Origin of the sequence: Enterobacter sp. SGAir0187, assembly GCF_002952735.2 — a bacterium.
Classification (GTDB): Bacteria; Pseudomonadota; Gammaproteobacteria; order Enterobacterales; family Enterobacteriaceae; genus Enterobacter; species Enterobacter quasiroggenkampii.
Genome location: NZ_CP025034.2, coordinates 3,862,295 through 3,887,946, shown reverse-complemented (window position 1 = coordinate 3,887,946; position 25,652 = coordinate 3,862,295). Strand labels below are relative to the sequence as shown.

20 protein-coding genes are annotated in these 25,652 nt (G+C 56.7%); 10 read left to right on the top strand and 10 right to left on the bottom strand.

What is annotated here, in order from left to right; genetic code table 11:
* The first annotated feature begins 190 nt into the window (after window positions 1–190).
* Entirely contained in the window at window positions 191–3,484 is a 3,294-nt protein-coding gene (locus CWR52_RS18735; RefSeq protein WP_104950392.1) for a DEAD/DEAH box helicase, read from the top strand.
* A gap of 98 nt (window positions 3,485–3,582) precedes the next feature.
* On the opposite strand, the gene CWR52_RS18730 is transcribed toward CWR52_RS18735, so the two are convergent.
* The 4 genes from CWR52_RS18730 to CWR52_RS18715 all read right to left on the bottom strand — a co-directional run bounded on the left by CWR52_RS18730 (window position 3,583) and on the right by CWR52_RS18715 (window position 6,075).
* On the bottom strand, window positions 3,583–4,482 hold the full coding sequence (locus CWR52_RS18730) for a Dyp-type peroxidase (protein ID WP_104950391.1): 900 nt from the start codon (window positions 4,480–4,482) through the stop codon (window positions 3,583–3,585).
* A gap of 92 nt (window positions 4,483–4,574) precedes the next feature.
* Window positions 4,575–5,150: an RpoE-regulated lipoprotein gene (locus CWR52_RS18725; RefSeq protein ID WP_045909453.1), complete on the bottom strand. Its 576-nt coding sequence runs from the start codon at window positions 5,148–5,150 to the stop codon at window positions 4,575–4,577.
* Window positions 5,151–5,213: 63 nt separating this feature from the next.
* Window positions 5,214–5,663 (bottom strand): DUF2919 domain-containing protein, encoded by a 450-nt coding sequence (locus tag CWR52_RS18720; RefSeq protein WP_104950390.1) that lies wholly within the window; start codon window positions 5,661–5,663, stop codon window positions 5,214–5,216.
* Entirely contained in the window at window positions 5,650–6,075 is a 426-nt protein-coding gene (locus tag CWR52_RS18715) for a GNAT family acetyltransferase (protein ID WP_008501614.1), read from the bottom strand. Before CWR52_RS18715 ends, CWR52_RS18720 begins: the two co-directional genes overlap by 14 nt.
* A gap of 212 nt (window positions 6,076–6,287) precedes the next feature.
* Here CWR52_RS18715 and amiA point away from each other — a divergent pair, with 212 nt between their 5' ends.
* A complete protein-coding gene (amiA, locus tag CWR52_RS18710) occupies window positions 6,288–7,163 on the top strand; it encodes an N-acetylmuramoyl-L-alanine amidase AmiA (protein ID WP_008501615.1) in 876 nt (291 codons plus the stop codon).
* Entirely contained in the window at window positions 7,163–8,062 is a 900-nt protein-coding gene (gene hemF, locus CWR52_RS18705; RefSeq protein ID WP_104950389.1) for an oxygen-dependent coproporphyrinogen oxidase, read from the top strand. The genes amiA and hemF overlap by 1 nt, the downstream gene beginning before the upstream one ends.
* Window positions 8,063–8,141: 79 nt before the next feature.
* Here the strand turns inward: hemF and maeB are convergent, their stop codons facing one another.
* A complete protein-coding gene (gene maeB, locus CWR52_RS18700; protein ID WP_104950388.1) occupies window positions 8,142–10,421 on the bottom strand; it encodes an NADP-dependent oxaloacetate-decarboxylating malate dehydrogenase in 2,280 nt (759 codons plus the stop codon).
* A 246-nt stretch (window positions 10,422–10,667) separates the two neighbouring features.
* On the opposite strand from maeB, the gene tal reads away from it, so the two are divergent.
* Together tal and tkt are read left to right on the top strand one after the other, a co-directional pair.
* A complete protein-coding gene (tal, locus tag CWR52_RS18695; RefSeq protein ID WP_045909457.1) occupies window positions 10,668–11,618 on the top strand; it encodes a transaldolase in 951 nt (316 codons plus the stop codon).
* Window positions 11,619–11,637: 19 nt separating this feature from the next.
* Entirely contained in the window at window positions 11,638–13,626 is a 1,989-nt protein-coding gene (gene tkt, locus CWR52_RS18690; protein WP_104950387.1) for a transketolase, read from the top strand.
* A gap of 94 nt (window positions 13,627–13,720) precedes the next feature.
* Here tkt and CWR52_RS18685 read toward each other — a convergent pair whose 3' ends face one another.
* From CWR52_RS18685 to aegA, 3 genes are all read right to left on the bottom strand, one after another.
* A complete protein-coding gene (locus CWR52_RS18685; protein WP_104950386.1) occupies window positions 13,721–14,764 on the bottom strand; it encodes a DUF1176 domain-containing protein in 1,044 nt (347 codons plus the stop codon).
* A gap of 101 nt (window positions 14,765–14,865) precedes the next feature.
* Window positions 14,866–15,459: a GDP-mannose pyrophosphatase NudK gene (gene nudK, locus CWR52_RS18680; protein WP_104950385.1), complete on the bottom strand. Its 594-nt coding sequence runs from the start codon at window positions 15,457–15,459 to the stop codon at window positions 14,866–14,868.
* A 66-nt stretch (window positions 15,460–15,525) separates the two neighbouring features.
* Window positions 15,526–17,505 (bottom strand): formate-dependent uric acid utilization protein AegA, encoded by a 1,980-nt coding sequence (aegA, locus tag CWR52_RS18675; protein WP_104950384.1) that lies wholly within the window; start codon window positions 17,503–17,505, stop codon window positions 15,526–15,528.
* 152 nt (window positions 17,506–17,657) lie between these two features.
* On the opposite strand from aegA, the gene narQ reads away from it, so the two are divergent.
* Together narQ and acrD are read left to right on the top strand one after the other, a co-directional pair.
* Window positions 17,658–19,352: a nitrate/nitrite two-component system sensor histidine kinase NarQ gene (narQ, locus tag CWR52_RS18670; RefSeq protein WP_104950946.1), complete on the top strand. Its 1,695-nt coding sequence runs from the start codon at window positions 17,658–17,660 to the stop codon at window positions 19,350–19,352.
* 142 nt (window positions 19,353–19,494) lie between these two features.
* Window positions 19,495–22,608: a multidrug efflux RND transporter permease AcrD gene (acrD, locus tag CWR52_RS18665; RefSeq protein WP_104950383.1), complete on the top strand. Its 3,114-nt coding sequence runs from the start codon at window positions 19,495–19,497 to the stop codon at window positions 22,606–22,608.
* Window positions 22,609–22,717: 109 nt separating this feature from the next.
* On the opposite strand, the gene ypfM is transcribed toward acrD, so the two are convergent.
* Window positions 22,718–22,777, bottom strand: coding sequence for a protein YpfM (gene ypfM, locus CWR52_RS18660; RefSeq protein WP_015572204.1), 60 nt, complete (start codon window positions 22,775–22,777; stop codon window positions 22,718–22,720).
* A 387-nt stretch (window positions 22,778–23,164) separates the two neighbouring features.
* On the opposite strand from ypfM, the gene CWR52_RS18655 reads away from it, so the two are divergent.
* The 3 genes from CWR52_RS18655 to CWR52_RS18645 are packed head-to-tail and all read left to right on the top strand — an operon-like array spanning window position 23,165 to window position 24,875.
* Entirely contained in the window at window positions 23,165–23,515 is a 351-nt protein-coding gene (locus tag CWR52_RS18655; protein WP_023294259.1) for an ArsC family reductase, read from the top strand.
* A 10-nt stretch (window positions 23,516–23,525) separates the two neighbouring features.
* Complete coding sequence (dapE, locus tag CWR52_RS18650) at window positions 23,526–24,653, top strand: succinyl-diaminopimelate desuccinylase (protein ID WP_104950382.1); 1,128 nt, start codon at window positions 23,526–23,528, stop codon at window positions 24,651–24,653.
* A 24-nt stretch (window positions 24,654–24,677) separates the two neighbouring features.
* Complete coding sequence (locus CWR52_RS18645; RefSeq protein WP_008501627.1) at window positions 24,678–24,875, top strand: YpfN family protein; 198 nt, start codon at window positions 24,678–24,680, stop codon at window positions 24,873–24,875.
* A 38-nt stretch (window positions 24,876–24,913) separates the two neighbouring features.
* On the opposite strand, the gene ypfH is transcribed toward CWR52_RS18645, so the two are convergent.
* Window positions 24,914–25,609: an esterase gene (gene ypfH, locus CWR52_RS18640; protein ID WP_104950381.1), complete on the bottom strand. Its 696-nt coding sequence runs from the start codon at window positions 25,607–25,609 to the stop codon at window positions 24,914–24,916.
* Window positions 25,610–25,652: the final 43 nt, after the last annotated feature.

The window sequence follows — 25,652 nt, the reverse complement described above, 5'->3', positions numbered from 1 at the left end:
TTTATAACGGGGATGAAAGGAGTAACGGTTTTATATACCGTTTGGTGATTTACAAGCAGAAAAGGGAATAAGGCTTTTGGCCCGATGACAAAGAACTTGCCAGACAGTTAATCTGGATACCGCTGATACAGGATTATATTATAAGGCGAATTCAGTCTCCTCATATCACCTCAGAAAAGAATGAAGCCCTATGAACGCCATGGAATTTAGCTCTGCCGATGTGAAATATGCCTTTGGTCGACAGACAATCGAGAAAGCGCAACCCTACATTGGAAAATTCACCAGAGTGGTGACAGAGCACCAGCTGATCAGCGGAGAGGTAAAAGGCTCGTTAAAGCAGGCGTACCAGGTTCTTCTTCGTATCTCGCGTATCCCAAGGGGAATCTCCCTGGCTGGAGAGTGCAGCTGTCCGGTTCGATGGCAATGCAAACATGCAGCTGCCCTGGCGCTGACGCATCTAAGCAGAGAGGAGGAAATGGCGAAGGGTGGGATTAATTATCAGCTTCTGGAATGGGCCGAGCGCTTTCGGCAACAGCGGAAATCAAGTATAAGCAGCAAAGCGCCTTCACATACATTGATTTTTGCGCTAGATATCAACCAATGGAGTGATGAACCTGAAGTTCATCTGATTAAAACTCAGCTGGATAAAAGCGGTAAACTGCAAAAACTCGAAAATTATTGGAGCAACGTTAAAGCGGCCGTCGCGCGACAACCCACATTTGTTACGGATGACGACTTACTCACCCTACTGATGTTGTTAGCTGCTAACGGAAACGATAATCGATCCAGCTTTGCGCTGCGTGGTAAATCGGGGGCAAAGATCCTGGAGAGAATCCTTGCTTCCGGGCGCTGTATAATGATGCCGGACTTTGTGCCACTCCCTGTCAAAGATGCTTTCTGGCTCAGACCGGGAGCGTTAAGACCGGCAGAAGCGAGCTGGATAACTTTGCAAGATAACCTGCTGAATACTGCACTTAAAACCGAGCCCTGCTGCAGCTCAATAATTCTTGTTGATCCGCCGTATTATCTCGATTCTCAGACTGGGGAGGTTGGCCCGACAGACAGCGATCTGACCTATAGCCTGCTTCGCGACTTTCTTTCCATCCCGGTAATCCGCCAGGATGAAGCAGGTCTGGTGGCAAACGTCCTGGCGGAATGTGCTTCTGAACTGCCTTCGCCCCCGGAGCATGAGAAAAAGGCGATGCGGAAGATTACGACCGATCCCATCCCCTGTTTACGCCTCAGTTCACAACCTTTTGATTATTATGATTATGGTACATATTCCATCAAGCAAGAGTTCGCCAGCTTTATTATTTTCTGGTTTGACTATCAGGGGATTGTCGTTGAGCCTGACAGCACGGATTCCGCATTAATTACACCAGACGGTGAAATGGTTGAGGTCGAGCGTGCGACCGATCAGGAAAAGAACGCGCGACTTCAAATGAAAAAGGCTGGGGTAAGAAAAGTTCGCGCAGATGACTTCCCCTCAACACAGCGAAAATCCATACCTGCAAAGTGCTACACCACAAAAGACAGTGGGAGTATGCCACAGTGGCTGGCTTTTATTCGTGAGACGGTACCGGCGTTGCGCGAGAAAGGCTGGAAAATAGAAATCGACCCGAACTTCCATTTCAATATAACCGAGATTGATCGGATTGATGGAACTGCAACGCAGAGTAGTGATGGCTGGTTCGATATTGAAATGGGCGTAATGATTAACGAACGAGCGGTGAGTCTGGTGCCGCTGCTAACTGATTTATTCAAGCGGGATCGCCGTTGGTTGCAGGGTAACATTAGCATTATCCCGGATGAAGAACAGGTTCTGCTTTACACCGAACGCGGTGAGAAAGCGCTGATTGATGCGAAGCGTCTTAAGGTGTTGGTGGGTAATCTGTTCGATTTGATTGATCCCCTTAGCTCAAATCCATTGCGTCTTTCCGAGTGGGAGGCCGGGCGCCTCGTGTCGCTAGAGGATACAGGCCGGTGGCAGTTTAAAGGCCAGAGCGCGATCCTTTCTTTGGCACAGCGGCTGAAAACAGCAAAAGGGTTGCAGTCTGTCGCGGCACCAGGCGGGCTCAATGCTTCACTACGAGAGTACCAATTACAAGGGCTGAGCTGGATGCAATTTCTACGAGAGCAAAATTTATCCGGTGTGCTGGCCGATGACATGGGATTGGGCAAAACGATCCAGACATTAGCGCATATCCTCCTTGAGAAAGAAGCTGGCAGGTTAGATAAACCAGTGCTTATTATCATGCCAACCACACTGGTTTATAACTGGCAGCATGAAGCCAGGCGCTTCACTCCTGAGCTAAAAGTGCTGGCTTTGAATGGACCGCTGCGCGCAGAGTATTTCAATAGACTGAGTGAGTTTGACGTTATTCTTTCCACCTACGCGCTACTCTGGCGTGATGAGCAAGCGCTTATTTCTATGGATTATCATCTGCTTATCCTGGATGAAGCGCAGTATGTCAAAAATAGCCGCTCGCAGGCTGCTCAGGTAATCCGCCGCATCACGACTCGACACCGTCTGTGCCTGACCGGCACGCCGCTGGAAAATCATCTGGGCGAGCTGTGGTCACAATTTGATTTCCTGCTACCGGGCTTTTTAGGTTCGCAAAAAGAGTTCAACAGGGTTTGGCGTTCTCCAATAGAGAAAGGTAATCAGCAGAAAAAAGCGTTGTTAGCCCGACGTATTCGGCCATTTATACTCAGACGTAGCAAAAAGGACGTTGCCAAAGAGCTTCCACCGAAAAACGTGATAGTGAGAAGCGTGGGGCTGGAGGGAACACAGCGTGATTTATATGAGTCAGTGCGGGCAGCCATGCAGGAGAAAGTGCGCCACGCTATTGCGGAACAAGGACTGGCACGCAGCCATATCGTGGTGCTGGATGCGTTGCTAAAACTGCGGCAGGTTTGTTGCGACCCCCGCCTGGTAAAACTACCCGCTGCTGTAAAGGTGAAAGAGTCAGCCAAACTCGAAATGCTGCGGGAGATGGTGACTGAACTTATCGCCGAAGGACGCAGAATATTGCTATTCTCGCAATTCACCGGGATGCTGACGCTGATCGCCGAGGCGATGAATAAACTGAAAATCCCTTACGCGATGCTGACGGGAGACACACAAGATCGCCAGACGCCAGTGGCTAGTTTTCAGAATAAAGAAGTTCCATTGTTTTTGATCAGCCTGAAAGCGGGCGGCGTTGGTTTAAATCTGACTGCTGCTGACACCGTTATCCATTACGATCCCTGGTGGAACCCGGCGGCAGAAAACCAGGCTACCGATCGTGCTCATCGCATTGGCCAGGATAAAACCGTCTTTGTCTATAAGCTGGTTGTGGCGGGGAGTATTGAGGAGAAAATCGTCGCGCTTCAGGAGAAAAAAGCCAGTCTGGCTAATAGCATTTTGTCTGAAGATAGTGCTTTCTCAAGCAAATTCAGCGAGAAAGAGATTAACTCACTGTTCGAGCGTATAGAGGGGTAATCAGCTTTGTCGCCAGGTTTAATTGACAGCGCACAATAGTTAAATAACTCCCCCAGGGGCCAGGGGGAGTTGTGGTAAAGAGAGCGTATTAAGGAAACCTACAGCGCCAGCAGACGCTCAACGGACGGCGCGAAGTAGTAGCCGCCGGTCACCGGTTTGGTGAAGCGCAGCATGGCGTCGCGCTTGCCGTCGGTATCACCAAACATGCTCAGTAGCTGCTGTTCAATGTTATACAGGCGCGCACAGTAGGCGCAGAAGTAAAGGCCGTGCGTGCCGCTTGCCGTGCCGTACGGCAGGCTCTGACGAACAATTTTGAGCCCCTTGCCGTCTTCCTTAAGGTCAACGCGGGACAGGTGCGAGGTCACCGGGCGCGCATCGCCGTCGATCTCTTCGTTAGCTTCTTTGGTTCGGCCAATCATCATCTCCTGGTCGTGCACGCTCATGCGGTTAAGCTGCTTGAGGTTGTGCTCCCAGCGCTGGACGAACACGTAGCTGCCGCCCGCGTCCACGCCGTCTTTGATGACCGCCACGTCGCGACGAACCTCTTCACCCGCCGGGTTTTCGGTGCCGTCAACGAAGCCGCTCAGATCGCGCTCTTCCACCCAGCGGAAGCCGTGAACCTCTTCCTGCACGTCGATGCTGTCGCCAAACGCTTCAACCGCCGCCTGAGCAACGGAGAAGTTCACGTCGTGACGCAGAGAAAGAATGTGGATCAGCACGTCGTACTGGGTCGCCGGAGCCAGGCCTTTGCCGTAAGGGATGAAGTCTTTCAGCTCTTCCGCCCCTTCGCCGCCGCTCAGCTGACGCCAGACGTTATTGCCAAACGCAACGACGGCGCCGAGGTGGGCTTCCGGGAATTTGGCCTGGAAGGTCGCCAGTTTATCAATAAACGCTTTGCTGGCCGCACGCAGGGCATCCACGTCCCCTTTGACATTAGCTTCAATCCAAATCGCCGCGCGGCAATGTTCTGGCAAAATGCCACTCTGAACCTGAGACATCGCTCCTCCTGAAATAAAGATGCCACGTCAGCGTGGCATTGATGGCGGCTATTATACCCGGATTTCAGCGAGGCGGTTTGTTCAGGCGCAAATTACTGCTTCCAGAGTATTTTGCTCACTTTCCAGCTCTTCAGCGTGTCGTCAGACGGCATCAACCCTTCCGGACCGCTCCAGGTGCCGGTAAAAACATAGCTGATGTGCTGGCTGCCTTCCGCCTTACACTCCACTGCAACCTTGTCGTCGGACGGCGCGCTGGAGCAGTTGCCAAAGGCCTGCTTATAAAGATCGCTAAACGGGGTCCCGACCTTCACGCCGCTGGCGGTCGGAATATCTTCATCCATGACGGCAATCCGGTTTACCGTGCCTTTGTCACCGTTGATCACCAGTGCCAGCTTATCGCCCTTCAGCGCTTCGTAATAGCGCACTATATTGCCATTCTCTGTTTTCATGCCGCTGCGCAGGCGGTAATCGCTGCTGAGCGCATCCTGAATAGCATTCTGATCCAGCGCCGTCGCGGCGGTAATTTTCCCCACGCCCTGCTCGGTCACTTCCGTTGATGAGCCAAACCAGTTCCACGGATACGCGGCGGACCAGTTAATGGAGGAGAGCGTCGAACAGCCGGTCAATGCCAGCGGGAGAGCGCATAAGAGTAAACGCAGCGATTTCATTGAAACGTCCTTACGTGTTAAATCAACGCTTGTTGGAGTGCGACATCGGCAAAAAGTGCCGGATTAATCATCCTGCGGCGCAAAACAGGCGCGAAGGCGCGGGTTGGTCAGCAGCCACAGCAGCGCCACAATATCGACAACCACCAACGCAACGCCGATGCCCGTCAGCGGTTCACCGTACCACCAGAGTACCGGCTGCCAGAAGAGCAGCGCAATCTGGGCAAGGATCAGCAGCCCGCGAAGCGCGCGCCACAAACGCGGGATCGCCTGCCGTCGGCCGCTGCACAAGAAAGCCACCACCGCCGGTACGCCCGGCAGCAAGCCGAGCCAGAAGGCATCGTGATCGGGATAAAAGAGCGTCAGCAGCGTGTCGCCCTGCCCGCGTGACGCGGCGGCCATCATGAACAGCACCCAGGTCCGGGCCTGGAGCAGCAGAACGCACCAGAATAAAAAGGGCAGCCTGACGCGCCCCTGCGCGTCATAGTCTGCAGGATGGATCTCAGTACTCTTCATCTTCGATGAGACGCTTTCCTAAATTCAGCACGTCAGCGTGTACGTAGCCCAGGCGTTCATACATGCCCAGCACCACGTCGTTATCTTCCCGCACCATGATCTGGATTTTCGGACAGCCGCGGGCGATCAGCTTCTTCTCGAGCCGGTTGAGCAGCGCATTGGCAATACCGCGACCACGGTATTCCGGATGAACGCCCAGATAATAGGCCGAGCCGCGATGGCCGTCATAACCGCCCATCACCGTCCCCACAACCTCGCCATTGACTTCCGCAACCAGAAACAGACTGACGTCGTGATTCACCTTACGTTCGATATCCATTTCCGGATCGTTCCACGGACGCAGCAGATCGCAGCGCTCCCAAAGGGTGATCACCTCTTCGAAATCTTCCTGGCGAAAAACGCGTATCTCCATGGTATTAACCGCCTTTTCGGGTTTAAAAACAGTGATTATGGCGCGAACCACGCCTTTAGCCAATAACCGGGGAAAATCTCGCCAAAATTTGGCATAATGTCACTTTGTCACGTATTGAAATGAAAAGTAAAACAATTCCCAATAAGGACTGTCGTAACGCTAAACGCGATACGATATAACACCAGGACCCCATTTTTTAGTATTCAGGCCGCATGAGCACATTCAAACCATTAAAAGCACTCACATCGCGTCGTCAGGTTCTCAAAGCGGGGCTGGCGGCCTTAACGTTAACGGGCATCGCAAAGCAGGCTCAGGCAAAAGACGAGAGCACGCTCAAAACCAGTAACGGACACAGCAAACCGAAAACCAAAAAGCCGGGCGCGAAGCGTCTGGTGATGCTCGACCCGGGCCACGGCGGTATTGATACCGGCGCCATCGGCAAAAACGGGTCGAAAGAAAAACACGTCGTGCTGGCGATTGCAAAAAATGTGCGGGCGATTTTACGCAGCAACGGCATTGACGCGCGCCTGACGCGCTCTGGCGATACCTTTATTCCGCTGTATGACCGCGTAGAGATCGCCCACCAGCACGGGGCGGATCTGTTTATGTCGATCCACGCCGACGGCTTTACCAACCCTTCTGCGGCCGGTGCCTCGGTGTTTGCGCTGTCCAACCGCGGCGCCAGTAGCGCCATGGCAAAATACCTCTCCGACCGCGAAAACCGGGCGGATGAAGTCGCCGGGAAGAAAGCCACCGACAAAGATCATCTGCTGCAGCAGGTGCTGTTCGACCTCGTGCAGACGGATACGATCAAAAACAGCCTGACGCTCGGCTCGCATATTCTGAAGAAGATTAAGCCGGTGCATCGCCTGCACAGCAGGAGCACCGAACAGGCGGCGTTTGTGGTGTTGAAATCACCGTCTATCCCGTCCGTGCTGGTGGAAACCTCGTTCATTACCAACCCGGAAGAGGAGCGACTCCTCGGCACTACGGCGTTTCGTCAGAAGATCGCCAACGCCATCGCCTCCGGCATTATCAGTTACTTCAACTGGTTTGATAACCAAAAAGCGCACTCCAGGAAACGCTGATGAAACCCAATGCTCAACTGGTCAAAACCTTCCTGCTGCAGTTACAGGATGAGATTTGCCAGAAACTGGCCGCCGCTGACGGCGGAGAATTTCAGGAAGATACCTGGCAACGCGAAGCCGGCGGCGGCGGGCGTAGCCGCGTGCTGCGTAACGGCGGCATTTTCGAACAGGCCGGGGTGAATTTTTCCCACGTTCATGGCGACGCGATGCCCGCGTCTGCGACGGCACATCGTCCTGAGCTTGCGGGTCGCAGCTTTGAAGCGATGGGCGTTTCGCTGGTGGTGCATCCGCACAACCCGTTTGTGCCGACCAGCCACGCCAACGTGCGCTTTTTCATTGCGGAAAAAGCGGGGGCCGATCCTGTCTGGTGGTTTGGCGGCGGTTTCGACATGACGCCCTACTACGGCTTCGAAGAGGATGCCGTGCACTGGCACACCACCGCGCGGGACCTTTGCCTGCCGTTTGGCGAAGACGTTTACCCGAAATATAAAAAGTGGTGCGACGACTACTTTTACCTGAAGCACCGCGACGAGCAGCGCGGCATCGGCGGGCTGTTCTTTGACGATCTCAACACGCCTGATTTTGATACCGCATTCAGCTTTATGCGCGCGGTGGGCGAAGGCTATACCGACGCCTATCTGCCCATCGTCGAACGCCGTAAAAACACCGACTACGGCGTGCGCGAGCGTGAGTTCCAGCTCTACCGCCGCGGACGCTACGTGGAGTTCAACCTGGTGTGGGATCGCGGGACGCTATTCGGCCTGCAGACCGGCGGGCGCACGGAGTCGATTCTGATGTCGATGCCGCCGCTGGTGCGCTGGGAGTACTGCTACGAGCCAAAAGAAGGCAGCCCGGAGGCTGCCTTAAAAGAATTTATTCAGGTTCGGGATTGGGTGTAACTGCCGGATGGCGCTGCGCTTATCCGTCCTGGTCAACCTGTAGGTCGGGTAAGCGAACGCGCCACCCGACTCACAATGCTTACAGCGGCTGCGTCTGCGCCTCAACCACCGCCAGCGCAACCATATTCACGATACGGCGCACGGAGGCAATCGGCGTTAACACATGCACCGGTTTCGCCACCCCCATCAGCACCGGTCCTACGGTCACCCCTTCTGAGCTGGAGACGCGCAGCAGGTTATAGCTGATACGCGCCGCTTCCACGTTCGGCATAATCAGGATATTTGCCGATCCCTTCAGCGGGCTGTCCGGCATACGTTCGTTACGGATACTCTCCACCAGCGCCGCATCGCCGTGCATTTCCCCGTCAATCATCAGCTCCGGCGCGCGCTCGCGCACCAGCGCCAGCGTCTGACGCATTTTGCAGGCCGCCGCCGATTTAGACGAACCAAAGTTAGAGTGCGACAGCAGCGCCACCTTCGGCTCAATACCAAAGCGACGCACGGTCTCGGCGGCCATCACGGTGATCTCCGCCAGCTCATCCGGGGTCGGATCGTCGTTAACGTAGGTATCGGCAATAAAGGTGTTGCCGCTTGGCAGTAGCAGGGCGTTCATCGCCCCGGCGGTATGGACGCCGTCGCGATAGCCGAAGATCTCCTGCACCACGCTAAAGTGCTCGTGGTAGTCGCCGATGGTGCCGCAGATCAGCGCATCCGCCTCGCCGCGATGGACCATGATCGCGCCGATCACCGTCGTGTTGCTGATGACGGCTTTCTGCGCCTGCTCCTGGGTGATCCCCCGACGCTTCATGATCGCGTAGTATTCGCTCCAGTACTCTTTGAAGCGCGGATCGGATTCGTTGTTGACGATCTCGAAGTCGACGCCCGGCTTAATCTGCAGGCCCAGCTTCTGGATACGCATTTCGATCACGCTCGGACGACCAATCAGAATCGGCTTCGCCAGGCCTAAGGTAATCAGCTCCTGAGTGGCGTGCAGCACACGCGCCTCTTCCCCTTCCGCCAGCACCACGCGCCTGGCGTCGGCGCGCGCCTGAGAGAAGATCGGCTTCATAAACAGGTTGGTTTTATAGACAAACTCGGTGAGCTTATCGACGTAAGCGTCGAAATCCTCAATCGGACGCGTCGCCACGCCGGAATCCATCGCCGCTTTGGCCACCGCAGGGGCAATTTTGACAATCAGACGCGGGTCGAACGGTTTTGGAATGATGTAGTCAGGGCCAAAGCTCAGATCCTGATCGCCATAGGCTGAGGCAACCACTTCGCTCTGCTCGGCGTGGGCCAGCTCCGCGATGGCGTGCACGGCGGCCAGCTTCATCTCTTCGTTGATCGCCGTCGCGCCGACGTCCAGCGCGCCGCGGAAGATGAACGGGAAGCAGAGCACGTTGTTCACCTGGTTCGGGTAGTCGGAACGCCCGGTACAGATAATGGCGTCTTCACGCACCGCTTTCGCCAGCGGTGGCAGAATTTCCGGCTCCGGGTTGGCCAGAGCCAGGATCATCGGCGCGCGCGCCATCTTCTTCACCATCTCCTGGGTCAGTACCTTCGGACCCGAGCAGCCGAGGAAGATATCCGCGCCGTCGATCACGTCCTCAAGCGTGCGCTTGCCGTCGTCTTCTACCGCATACGCCGCTTTGGTTTCCGCCATGTTCGGCTCGCGGTCTTTGTAAATCACGCCCTTGGAGTCACAGACCACAATGTTGTGTTTCTGCATCCCCAGCGCCACCAGCAGGTTCATACAGGCGATGGCCGCGGCGCCAGCGCCGGAGACCACCATGCGCACGTCGGAGAGATTTTTCTCCACCACGCGCAGGCCGTTGAGAATGGCGGCGGTGCTGATAATGGCCGTACCGTGCTGGTCGTCATGGAACACGGGAATGTTCATACGCTCGCGCAGCTTCTGCTCGATATAGAAACATTCCGGCGCTTTAATGTCTTCCAGGTTGATCCCCCCGAAGGTCGGCTCCAGCGCGGCCACCACGTTGATGAATTTGTCAGGATCGAGCTCGTCCACCTCGATATCAAACACGTCGATACCGGCGAATTTCTTGAACAGCACCCCCTTGCCTTCCATCACCGGCTTACCGGCCAGCGCGCCAATGTTGCCCAGCCCCAGCACCGCCGTGCCGTTAGAGATCACGGCAACAAGGTTGCCACGCGCGGTGTATTTGTAGGCCGCCAGCGGATCTTTTTCGATCTCCAGACACGGGGCAGCTACGCCCGGCGAATAGGCCAGCGCCAGATCGCGCTGGGTTGCCAGCGGCTTGGTTGGGGAGACCTGGATTTTCCCCGGGACAGGAAACTCGTGAAAATCGAGGGCACTCTGTTTTAACTGATCGTCCATCTTGTTATTCCTTTTACGTATCGGTCAGATAGTATCGCCGCAGGACAGCGCATAAACTTTGAAGGCTGCCAAACTCTCACCATCACACATTAAAAATTGTTATCAATTTATAACAGCCATGTTACCCGTCTCAAAAGCAATGCCTCCCCCGTCTGCTATGCTTTTTTGTTAAGCCCATCATGATTTTCTCAGAAGTGTGAACTAACGCACTCAGCTAACACTTTTATTTCCAAGGAGTAATCATTTATGAACCAGCTAGACGGCATCAAACAATTCACCACCGTGGTCGCAGACAGCGGCGATATCGAGTCGATTCGTCACTACCAGCCGGAGGATGCGACCACTAACCCTTCGCTACTGCTCAAGGCAGCCGGGCTTGCCCATTTTAGTCATCTGATTGATGACGCCATTGCCTACGGCAAGCAGCGCGGGAAAACGCAGGAGCAGCAGGTCGCCGAAGCCAGCGACAAGCTGGCGGTTAATTTTGGTGCGGAAATTCTTAAAAGCATTCCGGGCCGCGTCTCGACCGAAGTCGACGCCCGCCTCTCGTTCGATAAAGAAAAGAGCATTAATAAAGCGCGTCGTCTGGTGGAACTCTATCAGGAGCAGGGGATCGATAAATCACGCATTCTGATCAAGCTGGCGTCGACCTGGGAAGGCATCCGCGCCGCAGAGGTGCTGGAAAAAGAGGGGATTCACTGCAACCTGACGCTGCTGTTCTCGTTTGCCCAGGCGCGCGCCTGCGCGGAAGCGGGCGTGTTCCTCGTCTCGCCGTTTGTCGGGCGCATCTACGACTGGTATCAGGCAAAACAGCCGATGGATCCGTACGTGGTGGATGAGGATCCGGGCGTGAAATCGGTCCGTAACATCTACGACTACTACAAACAGCACCGCTACGAAACCATCGTGATGGGGGCCAGCTTCCGCCGTACCGAGCAGATCCTTGCCCTGGCAGGCTGCGACCGCCTGACCATCTCCCCTAACCTGCTCAAAGAACTACAGGACAAAGAAGAGACGGTGATCCGCAAGCTGGTGCCGACCTCTACCGTTCTGCCAAAACCGAAAGCCATGACCGAAGCAGAGTTCCGCTGGGAGCACAATCAGGACGCCATGGCCGTGGAAAAACTGGCGGAAGGTATCCGTCTGTTCGCCGTCGACCAGCGCAAACTTGAAGATCTTCTCGCTGCCAAACTTTAACCTTGCCACGGAGTGAACTATGTCCCGTAAAGAGCTCGCCAATGCCATCCGCGCCCTCAGCATGGATGCCGTGCAGAAAGCCAATTCCGGCCACCCCGGCGCACCGATGGGCATGGCTGATATTGCCGAAGTGCTGTGGAACGACTTCCTGAAGCACAACCCCAACGATCCCACCTGGTATGACCGTGACCGCTTTATTCTCTCCAACGGCCATGCCTCGATGCTGCTCTACAGCCTGCTGCACCTGTCCGGTTACGATCTGCCGCTTGAGGAGCTGAAAAACTTCCGCCAGCTGCACTCCAAAACCCCGGGGCACCCGGAGATCGGCTATACGCCGGGCGTAGAAACCACCACCGGGCCGCTCGGTCAGGGTCTGGCCAATGCGGTCGGGCTGGCGATTGCCGAGCGTACGCTGGCGGCACAGTTCAACCAGCCGGACCACGAGATTGTTGATCACTATACCTACGTGTTTATGGGTGACGGCTGTCTGATGGAGGGGATCTCCCACGAGGTCTGCTCCCTGGCGGGCACCCTGGGGCTGGGCAAGCTGATCGGGTTCTACGATCACAACGGTATCTCCATCGACGGGGAGACCGAAGGCTGGTTCACTGACGACACGGCAAAACGCTTCGAGGCCTACCACTGGCACGTGGTGCATGAGATCGACGGCCACGATCCTGAGGCGGTGAAAAAAGCGATTCAGGAAGCGCAGAGCGTGAAGGACAAACCGTCCCTGATTATCTGCCGCACGGTTATCGGCTTCGGCTCACCGAACAAGGCGGGCAAAGAAGAGGCGCACGGCGCGGCGCTGGGTGACGAAGAAGTGGCGCTGACCCGCCAGAAGCTGGGCTGGAAATACCCGCCATTTGAAATCCCGAAAGAGATCTACAGAGCCTGGGATGCCCGTGAAGCGGGTGAAAAAGCCCAGCACGCCTGGAACGAGAAGTTTGCCGCCTACAAAAAAGCGCACCCGGATCTGGCCGCCGAGTTTTCCCGCCGCATGAGCGGCGGTCTGCCGGAGGACTGGGACGATAAAACTCAGGCGCTGATTGAAAACCTGCAGTCCAACCCGGCAAAAATCGCCACCCGTAAGGCATCGCAAAACACCTTGAATGCGATTGGCCCTCTCCTTCCTGAGCTGCTGGGCGGCTCAGCGGACCTGGCACCGAGTAACCTGACCATCTGGTCGGGCTCGAAATCGCTGAAAGAAGACATTGCCGGGAACTATATCCACTACGGCGTGCGCGAGTTCGGGATGACCGCGATCGCCAACGGCATCGCTCACCACGGCGGCTTCGTGCCCTACACCGCCACCTTCCTGATGTTCGTCGAGTACGCCCGTAACGCGGCGCGCATGGCAGCGCTGATGAAGGCGCGGCAGATTATGGTTTATACCCACGACTCTATCGGTCTGGGAGAAGACGGTCCCACCCACCAGGCGGTTGAACAGCTGGCGAGCCTGCGCCTGACGCCAAACTTTAGCACCTGGCGTCCCTGCGATCAGGTTGAAGCGGCGGTGGGCTGGAAGCTGGCGGTAGAACGCCATAACGGCCCGACGGCACTGATTCTGTCACGCCAGAACCTGGCGCAGATAGAGCGCACGCCAGAGCAGGTGAAAAACATCGCTCGCGGCGGCTATATCCTGAAAGACAGCGGCGGCAAGCCGGACGTGATCCTGATTGCGACCGGTTCAGAGGTGGAAATCACGGTGAAAGCGGCGGAGAAACTGACCGCCGAAGGCCACGCGGTGCGGGTCGTCTCCCTGCCTTCCACGGATATCTTTGACGCCCAGGACGAGGCGTACCGGGAATCGGTCCTGCCGTCCAGCGTCGCGGCGCGCGTGGCGGTGGAGGCCGGTATTGCCGACTACTGGTACAAGTATGTCGGGCTCAAAGGAGCGATTGTTGGCATGCGGGGCTACGGTGAGTCCGCCCCTGCCGATAAGCTGTTCCCGTACTTCGGCTTTACCGTTGAGAACGTGGTGGAGAAGGCGCTGAGCGTGATCTAGTGCGGCCTGCGTTGCCGGGTGGTGCTGTCGCTTACCCGGCCTACGGTTCGGTTTTTGTGGGCCGGGTAAGGCGAAGCCGCCACCCGGCAAAAAGCTACCGCGTGATCCACAGCGTGGGCCAGGCGTCTGGCCCGTTCCAGTTATCGCAGCTGGGTTCCTCAGCATAACGCACCAGGCGGAAACGCTGGCCGTCAAACCGCCAGCGCGTCTGGAACCCACAATCGCCCATACCGCGCCCCAGCGAGAGCGTGGTCAGCTCGCGCGTCTTCTCATCAAAGCTGGCGTTCATCAACTCGATTTCGCTGCTGTCGCTTGACGGCGTAAACGGCAGACGCAGCCTCACGCTGCGGGCAGAGAACGGTTTTTTACGTGACACCAGCCACGCCAGATCGACCGTGTTATAGGCCCCCGCCTCGCAGCTGATGATCAGCAGCGCCTTGTCATCGGTTAACGCAGTGACGCGCACTTCGCGACGGTTAGGATCCAGCGAACACTGGCTGCTGTTCATCCTGCCGGTACCATAATCCAGCAGATCGTTCAGTTCAGCGTGGGAAAGCGGTGTTGGGGTAGGATTAACGATCGCCACCTTTTTCAGGGCAGGTGCGGGCGGCACGCTTAACGGCGGATCGTCACCTTTCTTGATCCACGCGGTTTCGCTGCCCACGCGCTTTTGCTGGGCATCAATGAACAGCAGCGCGGCTTTCAGACCGGCCAGTGAAATCACCTGCTTACCGCCTCGCAGGGTCAGGGCCTTCCCTTCCTGGATATTTTTCAGAAAGGCAGTGATGGTGGCCGCATCGTCTGTTTTCAGATGCCAGGGGGTGAGCTGCCAGCGCTGTTTGTCGAGCTTCAGGGGAACATTATCCAGCAGCAGCCGCGGGGCAATATCCGGCTCTTTAACGGAAGGCGTATCAAGACCGCCGAGATCGATACGCAGCGTGGCATCCGTTTTCGCCCCGGCGCTTCGGGTGAGCGTCATGACCAGACCACGGTGTTCGCCCGTGTTGCGGGCAAGGCAAAAGTTCTGGTTATTGCAGGTCACCTGCCAGTCAGAAAAGGCTTGCTGTGCGGGTGCAGCCCGCACCTGCGGCGCGAGGAGCACACAAAACAGGGAAAATAAAAAAACGCTGTAGCGCATGAATGGCACAATCCCGGAACGAAAACGCGTAACTGGGCAGTATCTTCGTGTTCCCGCCGGGGTTGCTCAATCGGATTTATCAGATATACCCGAAAAACAGGCTATATCCGTTCGAAAGGGGTATTCATCAGCCCGGTAGTCTGTAAATACTGCAGTAATATCACCGCTTTACCATCCCTGATTTCGCCTGAACGCACCATCTCCAGCGCCCGGGCAAAAGGAAGCTCCAGCACCTCGATATCTTCATCCTCTACGCCGCCGCCCCGGTGAGTGCGCTGCGCGTCGCTGTATTCCGCGATGAAGAAATGGACGATTTCCGTCACGCCGCCCGGCGACATAAACAGCTCGAAGACCTTTTTGACCTCGCCCACTTCGAAGCCGGTCTCTTCGACGGCCTCTTTGCGGATGCAGACTTCCGGCTCATCGTCATCGAGCAGGCCCGCGCAGGTTTCAATCAGACGTCCGTCCGGGTTGCCATTGACCCATGTTGCCACCCTGAACTGGCGGATCAGCACCACGCTCTGCTTTTCACGGTTATAGAGCAGGATGGTTGCTCCGTTACCACGGTCATAGACCTCGCGCTTGTGGCGGATCACTTCACCGTTGTTACGTGTAAGATCATAGGTGATGTTACGCAGGACAAAGTAGTTTTCAGAGAGAATTTTGTCTTTGATAACGTCAATTTTCAGGGTCATACGGGCTCCACGGCAAAATGAGTCGTCCTATACTACGCCGTGAATCCCGCTTTGTCGTCCGCCGGATTAATGATGTTGTGGTACATCAACTCCCAGCCAGTCGAGTATCCCTTGCGCGGCATGACGCCCTTCTGCCATCGCGGTCACCACCAGATCCGCGCCGCGTACCGCATCGCCCCCGGCGAAGATCTGCGGGTTGGTCGTCTGGTAACGGTAGCGGCTCTCGACCGAGGCCACGATCCGTCCCCAGTCGTCCGTTTCAACCCCCTGCGCCTGCAGCCAGGGCATCGCGTGCGGATTAAAACCAAACGCCATGATGACCGCATCCGCGGCCATCACAAACTCGCTGCCCGCCACCGGAACGGGCCGGCGCCGTCCCTGCGCATCCGGTTCACCGAGTACGGTTCGCAGCATCCGGATACCGTTGACCTTACCGTTCGGATCCAGCGTCAGCTCAACCGGCTGGACGTTAAACTCAAATGACGCCCCCTCTTCTCTGGCGTTCTGCACCTCTTTCTTCGAGCCCGGCATGTTGGCCTCATCCCGACGATAGGCGCAGGTGACCTTCGCCGCGCCGTGGCGTAACGCCGTGCGGACGCAGTCCATCGCGGTATCCCCTCCGCCCAGCACCACCACGTTCAGGCCACGGGTGTCGATGAACGGCTCGCTGGCCGTCGCCTCCAGCCCCATAACATGCCGCGTGTTACCCACCAGGAAAGGCAGCGCGTCGTAGACCCCTGGCGCATCCTCGTTCGGGATACCCGCCTTCATCGAACGATAGGTACCCACGCCAATAAACAGGGCGTCGTAATCGTGCTTTAGCTGTGACATCGACACGTCCTGGCCCACCTCGCAGTTCAGCTCGAAGCGGATCCCCATCGCGGTAAAGATCTCTCTGCGCCGCGCGAGCAGCGATTTGTCGAGCTTAAATGCCGGGATGCCAAAGGTCAGCAAACCGCCGATCTCCGGATGCCGGTCATAGACCGTCACGCTCACGCCGTGGCGCGCCAGCACGTCGGCGCACGCCAGCCCGGCGGGCCCCGCGCCGACAATCGCGACACGTTTACCTGACGGCGTGACGGCGGACATATCCGGCCGCCAGCCCATCGCCAGCGCCCGATCGGCGATATAGCGCTCAATGTTGCCGATGGTCACGGATCCCGCCGCTTCACGTATTGTGCAGGCACCTTCGCATAATCGGTCCTGCGGACAGACGCGGCCGGTAATTTCAGGTAAACAGTTGGTCTGATGAGAAAGCTCGACCGCACCGGCGATATCCCCCGCGTTGAGGCGCTCAATCCACTGCGGAATGTGGTTGTGCAGCGGGCAGGTCCATTCGCAAATGCTGTGCTCTCCGCATTTCAGGCAGCGTGACGCCTCGCGGGCGGCCTGTTCGGCCCGGAACGGCAGGTAAATTTCGTTAAAATGGCTCACGCGTTCGGCGGCAGCCAGCTTATCGGGCTCGCCGCGGGGCGCCGTCGCCTGCATCTGCTGCAGTTTGGTACGCGGCGCATCCACGATGACGGCCTCCGCATCATGCCAGGGTTGCGCCTCCAGGCAGGCCGTGCGCTGTCGGCGCGATTTCGCCAGATTATCCAGCACGGCAGGCGTCACCAGGGAGAGGACATCTGCCGGGCAATTTTCGATACAGGCCGGGCCGCGTGGACGCGTCAGGCAGAGATCGCATTTATTCGCCGCGGCCTTCACGCTGCCGTTGTCGAGCGGGGTGACGATAATCTCCATCGTGCCAAACGGGCAGGCCACCACGCAGGCCTTACAGCCGATGCATTTTTGTTGATTCACCTGTACGCTGTCATCGCATTTGCTGATGGCACCGTTCGGGCAGCTTTGCGCGCAGGGTGCATTTTCGCAATGATGGCAGGTCACCGGGCAGCTCTTCTCACCGGATCTCGGGACCGTAATACGGGGATGAAAATGGCGCTCGCTCAGGACATGCTGCTCATCGTTGTGCGCCATCACGCAGGCCACTTCGCAGGCGCGACACCCAATGCACTGCTGGCTGTTAGCCATAATAAAACGATTCATAACCACACCTGTTTTTGGTTCAATAACCTTTCTCTTTATAAGAGTATGGTATTTACGCATCACGGTGCGATCGGGCAATGTTCAAATGCCCTGAACGCCCAATTATTTCCAGTGAACCTGTGGCAGATCAATTTTATTCAGAGAGCCGTTCTGTGACCGTTAAACGACCCGTTTCCGGAAGCCTTGCCTGGGCTTTCTTTTCGATCATTGCCCTATCCGTGCTCAGCAGCACCGTCGCGCTGCTGACGCTGACCAGCAGCCAGCGCGATGCCGAAGCCATTAATATCGCCGGTTCGCTGCGCATGCAGAGCTATCGTCTGGGCTACGAGATGCAGCGCAACAGCCCTTCCCTTGCGGCACATCGCGAGAGCTGGCAACAGACGCTCGGCGCGCCTGCCCTGCAGAAGCTAAACCGCTGGTACGTCCCGGACAATGTGAAAGCACGCTATCAGCAGCTGCATGTGGCCTGGCAGGAGATGGATGCGCACATCGCCCGCGGCGACAGCGCGTGGTATCAACGCAATATTGAAGATTTTGTCGGCCGCATTGATGCCTTTGTGCTCGCCCTCCAGCACTACACCGAACATAAAATTCAGACGGTCACCCTGCTCTCGCTGGCTGGCGCACTCGGGATCCTGCTGCTGACACTGTTTACCCTGCGACGCATCCGTCGTCAGGTGGTGCTACCGCTGAATAACCTGGTGGCCGCCAGCGAACGCATTGAGCGCGGCGAATTTGCCACTCCTGCGCCGGATAGCGCCCTGCCGAACGAGCTGGGCCAGCTTTCGCGCGCCTTTAACCACATGTCAGCCGAGCTCGATACGCTCTACCGTTCGCTCGAAGCCTCAGTTGCGGAAAAGACGCGGCACCTGCACGAAGCCCACCAGCAGCTCGACATGCTGTTCAAGTGCTCGCAGGCGCTCAATACTGGCCAGATAGACAGCCACTGTTTCCGGCATATCCTGCAGATTGTCCATGACTATACGCAGATGAATTATCTGGAACTGCGCACCAGCGACGACTGGCGGCTGTGTGAAGGGACGGAGGCTGAGGGTATCCCTCTGCAAAACCTGCCGGTACTGATGCAGGACACGCTCTACGGCGAGCTGCGCTGGCAAAGCGAGGCGGACAGCGTCCCCCTCCCGCTGATGAGAAGCGTGGCGACCATGCTCGGACGCGGGCTGTACTTTAACCAGGCGCAAAAGCATTACCAGCAGTTGCTGCTGATGGAAGAGCGCGCCACCATTGCCCGCGAGCTGCACGATTCGCTGGCGCAGGTGCTGTCGTATCTGCGCATTCAGCTTGCGCTGCTCAAACGCGCCGTGCCGGAAGAAAATACCCCGGCGCAGGCCATTATCACCGACTTCTCCCGCGAGCTGAACAACGCCTGGCAGCAGCTGCGCGAGCTGCTGACCACCTTCCGCCTGACGCTGAACCACGCGAATTTACCCGCGGCGCTGCAGGAGTCACTCGATGCCCTGCAGAGCCAGACGCAGGCGAAACTGCATCTTGACTGCCGCCTCTCCTCGCTGGCGCTGGACGCGCAAAAGCAGGTACACCTGTTACAGATCGTGCGTGAGGCCGTGCTGAACGCCATTAAGCACGCGCAGGCGAGCGAAATCACCGTCAGCTGCGTGACCGCAGCGGACGGTACGCACAGCGTCAGCATTCGCGACAACGGCATCGGGATTGGCGAGGCCAGCGAGCCGCCGGGACACTACGGGCTGAACATTATGCGCGAACGCGCGCAGCGGCTTGGAGGAGTGCTGCACTTCTCGCAGCCGCAAAACGGCGGCACGCTGGTCAGCGTGACGTTTCCGGCGCCCACGCCGTTAACGGGTAAATAACGGTAAAGAGGGAAGCGCAGGGAAAAGCGCATGATAATTTACATTATCTCCTTTATTTCTCCACGTTTGACCTGGGCCTTACCGCTAAAGTTATGCGGGCAATAAACAATAATGACGTGCAGCAAAACGAGGTCACACTTTCATGGCGAATTTTTTCATCGATCGCCCCATTTTTGCCTGGGTGCTTGCCATCCTGTTGTGTCTGACAGGCGTCCTGGCGATTACTTCACTTCCCGTTGAGCAATACCCCGACCTGGCACCGCCGAACGTGCGCGTCACCGCAAACTATCCCGGCGCGTCGGCACAGACGCTGGAAAATACCGTGACGCAGGTTATCGAGCAGAACATGACGGGTCTGGATAACCTGATGTACATGTCCTCGCAAAGCAGCGCCACGGGACAGGCGACGGTTACCCTGAGCTTTAAGGCGGGCACCGACCCGGACGAAGCGGTGCAGCAGGTCCAAAACCAGCTGCAGTCGGCCATGCGCAAGCTGCCCCAGGCGGTGCAGAACCAGGGCGTGACCGTGCGTAAAACCGGCGATACCAACATATTGACCATCGCGTTTGTCTCGACAGATGGCTCGATGGATAAACAGGACATCGCGGACTACGTCGCCAGTAATATTCAGGATCCCATCAGTCGTATTAACGGCGTCGGGGATATCGACGCCTACGGCTCACAATACTCCATGCGTATCTGGCTCGATCCCAACAAGCTGAACAGCTACCAGATGACGGCAACCGACGTGACGGATGCCATTAAAGCCCAGAACGCCCAGATTGCCGTGGGGCAACTGGGGGGAACGCCTTCCGTTGATAAGCAAGCCCTGAACGCCACCATTAATTCGCAATCCCTGCTGCAGACGCCGGACCAGTTCCGCAATATCACCCTGCGCGTGAATCAGGACGGGTCGGAAGTACGTCTCGGCGATGTCGCCACGGTGGAAATGGGGGCGGAGAAATACGACTACCTGAGCCGCTTTAACGGCAATCAGGCCTCCGGTCTGGGGATTAAACTGGCCTCCGGCGCGAACGAAATGGCGACGGCAAAACTGGTGTTAGACCGTCTGGACGAGCTGTCGCAGTATTTCCCGCACGGGCTGGAGTACAAAGTCGCCTATGAAACCACCTCCTTCGTAAAAGCCTCCATTGAGGACGTGGTAAAGACTCTGCTCGAAGCCATCGCGCTGGTGTTCCTGGTCATGTACCTGTTCCTGCAAAACTTCCGTGCGACGCTGATCCCCACCATTGCCGTCCCCGTGGTGCTGCTGGGGACCTTTGCGGTGCTCTACGCTTTCGGGTACAGCATTAATACCCTGACGATGTTTGCGATGGTGCTGGCAATCGGCCTTCTGGTGGATGATGCCATTGTGGTGGTTGAAAACGTCGAGCGCATCATGAGCGAAGAAGGGCTCTCTCCGCGCCAGGCGACGCGCAAGTCCATGGGGCAAATTCAGGGGGCGCTGGTCGGGATTGCGATGGTGCTGTCGGCCGTCTTTATCCCGATGGCCTTCTTTGGCGGCACCACCGGGGCGATTTACCGCCAGTTCTCGATCACCATCGTCTCGGCGATGGTGCTCTCCGTGCTGGTCGCGCTGATCCTCACCCCCGCGCTGTGCGCCACCATTCTGAAACCGCTGCACAAAGGAGAGCATCACGGGCAGAAAGGGTTCTTCGGCTGGTTTAACCGCATGTTCAACCGCAACGCCGCGCGGTATGAATCTGCCGTGGGTCGCGTACTGCACCGCAGCCTGCGCTGGATGATGATTTACGTTGTGCTGCTGGGCGGCATGGTCTGGCTGTTCCTGCACCTGCCCACCTCGTTCCTGCCGATGGAAGACCGCGGGATGTTCACCACCTCGGTGCAGCTTCCGAGCGGCGCAACGCAGCAGCAGACGCTGAAAGTGGTGCAGAAAGTGGAACAGTACTTCTTCACCAAAGAGAAAGATAACGTTGTGTCGGTCTTCTCCACCGTCGGCTCCGGCCCGGGCGGAAACGGGCAGAACGTCGCCCGCATGTTCGTCCGTCTGAAGGACTGGGACGAGCGCGATACCAAAACCGGAACGTCATTCGCCATCATTGAACGTGCGACAAAAGCCTTTGCGCACATCAAAGAGGCGCGCGTCTTTGCCAGCAGTCCGCCGGCGATAAGCGGGCTGGGCAGTTCCGCCGGGTTCGATATGGAGCTGCAGGATCACGCTGGTGCGGGCCACACGGCGCTGATGGCGGCACGCGATAAGCTGTTAGCGCTGGCAGGCAACGATCCTGGCCTGACCCGCGTTCGCCATAACGGCCTCGACGACAGCCCGCAGCTTCAGGTGGATATCGATCAGCGTAAGGCGCAGGCGCTGGGTGTGTCGATCAACGATATCAATGACACCCTGCAAACGGCATGGGGCTCGAGCTATGTGAATGACTTTATGGATCGCGGCCGCGTGAAAAAAGTGTATGTCCAGTCCGCCGCGCCGTTCCGCATGCTGCCGGATGATATTAACCGCTGGTTTGTCAGAAATAATGCGGGCGGCATGGTGCCGTTCTCCGCCTTTGCCAGTTCGCACTGGGAGAGCGGATCGCCACGCCTGGAACGCTATAACGGCTATTCTGCGGTTGAAATCGTCGGAGAAGCCGCGCCGGGCGTCAGCACCGGTACCGCCATGGACACCATGGAAAAACTAGTGCAACAGCTGCCCGCCGGTTTTGGTCTCGAGTGGACGGCCATGTCTTACCAGGAGCGTCTCTCAGGCGCGCAGGCCCCCGCCCTTTACGCGCTCTCGCTGCTGGTGGTCTTCCTCTGCCTGGCCGCACTGTATGAGAGCTGGTCGGTCCCGTTCTCGGTCATGCTGGTCGTTCCCCTTGGGGTTATCGGTGCGCTGCTCGCGACCTGGATGCGCGGCCTGGAGAACGATGTCTACTTCCAGGTGGGCCTGCTCACCGTCATTGGGCTATCGGCTAAAAACGCCATTCTGATCGTTGAGTTTGCCAACGAGATGAATGCCAAAGGCCATGAACTGATGGCCGCCACGCTGCACGCCTGCCGTCAGCGCTTACGTCCGATCCTGATGACGTCGCTGGCGTTTATTTTTGGTGTACTGCCGATGGCGACCAGCACCGGTGCAGGCTCCAGCAGCCAGCATGCCGTCGGCACGGGAGTGATGGGCGGCATGATTTCGGCCACCATCCTCGCCATTTACTTCGTTCCGCTGTTCTTTGTGCTGGTGCGTCGCCGCTTCCCGCTAAAGGAACGTCCTGAGTAAGTGGTTGAAATAAAAAAAGGCGGCTTTATCGGCCGCCTTTTTACTGTGTGATTAATTCACACTATGGTTATTTTACTTATTTTAGTGCTCTTGCAATTCTTACTGAATGTCATTTACGAAGCATGCCTTCGATAAAATCTTTCCAGTTCCCCAGTTCACGTTCAATCATAACAACCTCTCTTATTATTATGCGCATTCTACAAAAACGTACCATCATTGTGAAGACTATTTAACCAATTGCTGTGATTGTACCCCACGTCCTGCGGGGATTTATGATAAATATGAACGGAGAGCCCTCAATTTTTTGTGACGGCCAGCAATATTTTGAAATAACCCTACGGACGGGTGAGTTTTATTTTATTGGCTGAGTTTATTGGATTTTTAAAGTTTATGGACATCTATGCTTAAATGATGAAAGAATATTCAGCGTACAGTTGTGAGTTGAATTAAGCAGGCGCGTTAATCCAGACAATTCCTGAATGTGTTATATTCCACTTAAGGATATATCTTCGAATTTACTGAACATTTAATTATCAGAACATCAAAAGGATTCACCATGGTTGTGATGTACGGCATTAAAAATTGCGACACCATCAAAAAAGCCCGCCGCTGGCTGGACGCTAACAGCGTGGAGTACCGCTTCCACGATTATCGTGCCGATGGGCTCGATGCAGAATTTCTGCATAGCGCTATTCGCGAACTGGGCTGGGAAGCCCTGCTGAACACCCGCGGTACCACCTGGCGTAAACTGGACGACTCTCTGCGCGCCAGCATCAAAGATGCCGACAGCGCGGCAAAACTGATGCTCGAGATGCCGGCAATTATCAAACGCCCATTGCTCTGCGCGCCAGGGCAGCCTATGCTGCTGGGTTTCAGTGAAACCCTTTATTCCGACTTTTTTCGTTGAGGTGTAGTTTATGTCATGCCCGGTCATTGAGCTGACTCAGCAGCTTATTCGCCGTCCTTCCCTTAGCCCGGACGACGCAGGTTGTCAGGCTCTTATGATTGAACGCCTGCGTGCCATCGGTTTTACCGTTGAACGCATGGATTTTGGCGATACCCAGAACTTCTGGGCGTGGCGCGGACAGGGCGAAACACTGGCCTTCGCCGGGCATACTGACGTCGTTCCCGCCGGTGACGCGGATCGCTGGATTAACCCGCCGTTTGAGCCGACCATTCGGGATGGCATGCTGTTTGGTCGCGGCGCGGCAGACATGAAAGGCTCCCTGGCGGCGATGGTCGTGGCGGCAGAGCGCTTTGTGGCGCAGCATCCGAACCACAAAAACCGTCTCGCGTTTTTGGTAACCTCCGACGAAGAAGCCAGCGCGCACAACGGTACCGTAAAGGTCGTTGAAGCGCTGATGGCACGCAACGAGCGTCTCGACTACTGCCTGGTCGGTGAGCCGTCCAGCACCGAAGTGGTGGGTGACGTCGTCAAAAATGGACGCCGTGGCTCGCTGACCTGTAACCTGACCATTCACGGCGTTCAGGGCCACGTCGCTTATCCGCATCTCGCCGATAACCCGGTTCACCGCGCCGCGCCAATGCTGAGCGAGCTGGTGGCGATTGAGTGGGATAAGGGCAACGAGTTCTTCCCGCCGACCAGCATGCAGATAGCAAACGTCAAGGCCGGGACCGGCAGCAATAACGTGATCCCGGGGGATTACTTCGTCCAGTTCAACTTCCGCTTCAGCACGGAACTGACCGATGAGATGATCAAGGCGCGCGTTATCGCCCTGCTGGAAAAATATCAGCTGCGCTATACCGTGGAGTGGTGGCTTTCCGGCCAGCCGTTCCTGACGCAGCGTGGCAAACTGGTGGATGCGGTGGTGAACGCCATCGAGCACTATAATGAAATTAAGCCACAGCTGCTGACAACGGGTGGTACCTCAGACGGACGCTTTATCGCCCGTATGGGTGCTCAGGTTGTCGAACTGGGGCCAGTGAACGCAACCATTCATAAAATAAATGAGTGTGTCAATGCGGCAGATTTACAACTGCTGGCCCGTATGTATCAACGTATTATGGAGCAAATCGTCGCCTGACGAACGCTCTGAGAGGAATAGCGAATGGATTGGCTTTCAAAGTACTGGTGGGTTCTGGTGTTGGTTTTTCTGGTCGGCGTACTGCTTAACGTGATTAAAGACCTTAAGCGCGTGGACCATAAAAAATTTCTCGCCAACAAACCGGATCTTCCCCCGCACCGTGATTTCAACGACAAGTGGGACGATGACGACGACTGGCCGAAGAAAGACCAGAAGAAGTAACCGGTCTGTATCCCCTCTCCTGGAGAGAGGGGATAACCTCACATAAACTCAACAATATCATCGTTATCCGGCTTACCGCCGCTGAGTGCTTCATCAAAGTAGTGCTTCGGTACGGTATAGCGCAAACGATCGAGCGCAAACTGCATGCTGCGGTCGTCAATGGCGTGGCCCAGATCGTCAACGATATCCAGCGTCACATCCCCACCTTCCCGAATCAGCGCTTCCTGGGCGGCAACCGCATGCGAGAGTTCAATCACCCGGTCTTCACCGCCGTGGATTAAGTGGATCGTGGTCTGCGTGGTTGCGCTTGTTGGTAACGTCGCAAAACGGCCGTTAAACGCGATCACCCGTGACACCAGACCTGGCTGCGCCTTTATGCTTTCCAGCGACATGATTGATCCCTGCGAGAAGCCAATCAGCGCGGTCGCATCAGCTCCTACGCCGCTCTGCTGCTGCCAGTAGCGGACGACCTCGATAAAGGCCGGCATGATGGCATCAATGCGCGCCTGACGGTTGTCTTCCGTCACGCCCTGAACCGAGAACCACTGGCGCCCGCTCGGGCCGCATGGCTCTACGCCCCCGATGCTGACAATCAGCGCGTCGGGGAAAACGGGCGCAAACCAGCTGCCAATCTGCCCCATATTGACGGCATTATCGCCAACCCCATGAAACAGAAGCAGTAACTGTTTAGCCGGTTTGTCAGGGCTTTGAACAACAAAATGGTCATGTTTCATGGTGGTCTCCTTAATAGATGACCTGGATTCTACGCCTCCCGGC

Coding starts and splice junctions, on each gene's coding strand:
- CWR52_RS18735 (WP_104950392.1), top strand. CDS start 191: ATGAACGCCATGGAATTTAGCTCTGCCGATGTGAAATATGCCTTTGGT.
- CWR52_RS18730 (WP_104950391.1), bottom strand. CDS start 4,482: ATGTCTCAGGTTCAGAGTGGCATTTTGCCAGAACATTGCCGCGCGGCG.
- CWR52_RS18725 (WP_045909453.1), bottom strand. CDS start 5,150: ATGAAATCGCTGCGTTTACTCTTATGCGCTCTCCCGCTGGCATTGACC.
- CWR52_RS18720 (WP_104950390.1), bottom strand. CDS start 5,663: ATGAAGAGTACTGAGATCCATCCTGCAGACTATGACGCGCAGGGGCGC.
- CWR52_RS18715 (WP_008501614.1), bottom strand. CDS start 6,075: ATGGAGATACGCGTTTTTCGCCAGGAAGATTTCGAAGAGGTGATCACC.
- amiA (WP_008501615.1), top strand. CDS start 6,288: ATGAGCACATTCAAACCATTAAAAGCACTCACATCGCGTCGTCAGGTT.
- hemF (WP_104950389.1), top strand. CDS start 7,163: ATGAAACCCAATGCTCAACTGGTCAAAACCTTCCTGCTGCAGTTACAG.
- maeB (WP_104950388.1), bottom strand. CDS start 10,421: ATGGACGATCAGTTAAAACAGAGTGCCCTCGATTTTCACGAGTTTCCT.
- tal (WP_045909457.1), top strand. CDS start 10,668: ATGAACCAGCTAGACGGCATCAAACAATTCACCACCGTGGTCGCAGAC.
- tkt (WP_104950387.1), top strand. CDS start 11,638: ATGTCCCGTAAAGAGCTCGCCAATGCCATCCGCGCCCTCAGCATGGAT.
- CWR52_RS18685 (WP_104950386.1), bottom strand. CDS start 14,764: ATGCGCTACAGCGTTTTTTTATTTTCCCTGTTTTGTGTGCTCCTCGCG.
- nudK (WP_104950385.1), bottom strand. CDS start 15,459: ATGACCCTGAAAATTGACGTTATCAAAGACAAAATTCTCTCTGAAAAC.
- aegA (WP_104950384.1), bottom strand. CDS start 17,505: ATGAATCGTTTTATTATGGCTAACAGCCAGCAGTGCATTGGGTGTCGC.
- acrD (WP_104950383.1), top strand. CDS start 19,495: ATGGCGAATTTTTTCATCGATCGCCCCATTTTTGCCTGGGTGCTTGCC.
- CWR52_RS18655 (WP_023294259.1), top strand. CDS start 23,165: ATGGTTGTGATGTACGGCATTAAAAATTGCGACACCATCAAAAAAGCC.
- dapE (WP_104950382.1), top strand. CDS start 23,526: ATGTCATGCCCGGTCATTGAGCTGACTCAGCAGCTTATTCGCCGTCCT.
- CWR52_RS18645 (WP_008501627.1), top strand. CDS start 24,678: ATGGATTGGCTTTCAAAGTACTGGTGGGTTCTGGTGTTGGTTTTTCTG.
- ypfH (WP_104950381.1), bottom strand. CDS start 25,609: ATGAAACATGACCATTTTGTTGTTCAAAGCCCTGACAAACCGGCTAAA.